Annotated in this window: 2 protein-coding genes; both read right to left on the bottom strand. The window is 43.2% G+C overall.

Going from position 1 to position 2036, the window contains the following annotated elements:
* Positions 1–16: 16 nt before the first annotated feature.
* On the bottom strand, positions 17–901 hold the full coding sequence (locus tag C6Y40_RS07980) for an IS982 family transposase (protein WP_105932938.1): 885 nt from the start codon (positions 899–901) through the stop codon (positions 17–19).
* A gap of 118 nt (positions 902–1019) precedes the next feature.
* A complete protein-coding gene (locus tag C6Y40_RS07975) occupies positions 1020–1535 on the bottom strand; it encodes a hypothetical protein (protein WP_105934128.1) in 516 nt (171 codons plus the stop codon).
* Between the last annotated feature and the right edge of the window lie 501 nt (positions 1536–2036).

The raw sequence follows: 2036 nt of genomic DNA, 5'->3' as shown, positions 1-2036 counted from the left end.
GTAACCCGAGATCGGCTTAAGCCACGACCATTGAATTACGCTCAACATCAGTAATATCAAGTGATGGCTTGTTTTCCTTGAGGCAGTAAGCAACCAGGCCTGCCATCAGATTAAGCGTAAAACCGTTCATACTGCGATGTCTTGAGTGCTCAATGAATGAAATGTTCTTCAATTGGTCGTTGATGGTTTCAATAATGAAGCGTTTTGAAAGCATTGCTCTGTCCCATAAAGACATCGCTTTTGCTTTCATATTTTTGCGAACCGTGGTGATAAGTTCGACGCCTTTATCAAATAAATTAGCTTCAAGTGCTTTGCTTAAATAGCCCTTGTCTCCGTACAATTTACCCGGTAAATGTTGAGCTAATTCCTCAACAGGTTTTGTGTCATGAACATTACCCGTCGTCACTTTTGCTGCGACTATTTCGCCGTGATGATTGACGATTAAGTGTAGTTTGAAACCATAAAACCAGCCCATGGTGCCTTTTCCTCTTTGTGCAATTCCGTCGAAGGTTTTATGTCTGGGAATGCGAATGTTGTGGCAGACTTTTAAACTCGTTGAGTCAATGAATTCGATGCCTGTAGGCTTGCCCTTAAGCGAACTAAAATAGGCACACATGGGGACAATAGTACGAGGCATCACTTCTAAAAAACGCGTGTAACTGAGTAGAACAGGGAAGTCTTTACGATAAAAAGCGTGAACATACCCCAAGTAATAATTCTTAAAATCACGATGATGTGACATGTGGAAACCGATAATAATGGTCATCATTTCACTCATTGACATACGGCAAGCTCGTTGTCTTTTTCGAGTACCGTCTTCCAGCAGCTGCTTTTGCCATTGAGGGATAAACACTTTGCAAAAATCATCGACATCGCAAAATAATTCTACTAACTTCTTCATGCCTGTTCCTTTTGTTTGATTGAATCGTTCTTGGTCGAAAGATCCGATCTGGGAACAGGCATTTAGTTCAATTTCTTAAACAGGATTGGGGTTATGTATTTATTCAACAGGATTAGATCTAGCCGTTTGCACAACGTTTAAAATTACGTTGCATGATGAAGTAGTAAATAAGTTGCATGACTAAGCCAAACCCCATACCAGAGATAAGCCAGGTATTTTCTGGCAGGTCAGTTATGGTATCCACAAAAACAAAGCCAATCAGAATCCCATACACCAGGCCCAGCAACAAAGAAATTAGCCAAACCTGTAATCCAACCGGCAAGGATAAAGCTGCCCAACGGAGGAAAAACGCCTGACCATCTCCCTGCTTATTAGTGCGATAAAGTAGCCTCATTCCCCAGAACTGCAGTAGCGCAAAAGCGAAGAAATTGGCGATTTGGTACCAAAAGGCAAATACGTCACTTTGTGTGCAGCTTACCGCCACCGGAAATACCATCGCACTGGCAAACAACATGCTGAATACGAGCAGGTGTTTAAAAGCTAAATCTTCGCTGACTTCCTGTTGATGAAGTTTAACCGCCAACGCCTTAGCGTTGATAAAGTAGAGATCTTCAATCATAACGTCCTTATTCACATAACATCCTGTAATTCAAAGCAGAGTACCTTAGTGGTTAAAAAAGGCCAGATACCAAAACTCAGATGGCACGACAAAGTAATAAGGCTCTCACAGGCGAGTTCGTGCAAGGTAACAGAAATATGTGGGATATGGCTTGATGATGAATCACACGCCCGGATGGCGTGACTTGGCGATGCTACAGGGATGTATTTAACTATGATAAGCAAGAGTTTTTAATGTTAAAGCATCTAGCTCGGTTCAGAATCCTGACCCACCGCAGAAAGCAAAAAGGCCTGCATCTATGCAAGCCTTTTTTGGAATGTGGCGCGTGTGGATGGGTGAAGCCGGTGGTTTTAAGCAAGTCAACAATTTGACTTGCTCCGGCTGAACGCCCTCCGCTCTGTCGGGGGGCTGGAAATCCTGACACACCGCAGAAAGCAAAAAGGCTTGCATTTCTGCAAGCCTTTTTTGGAATGTGGCGCGTGTGGATGGGTGAAGCCGGTGGTTTTAAGCAAGTCA

Source organism: Marisediminitalea alba (assembly GCF_002993365.1).
Classification (GTDB): Bacteria; Pseudomonadota; Gammaproteobacteria; order Enterobacterales; family Alteromonadaceae; genus Alteromonas; species Alteromonas alba.
This window is presented reverse-complemented; position numbering and strand designations above follow the sequence as displayed.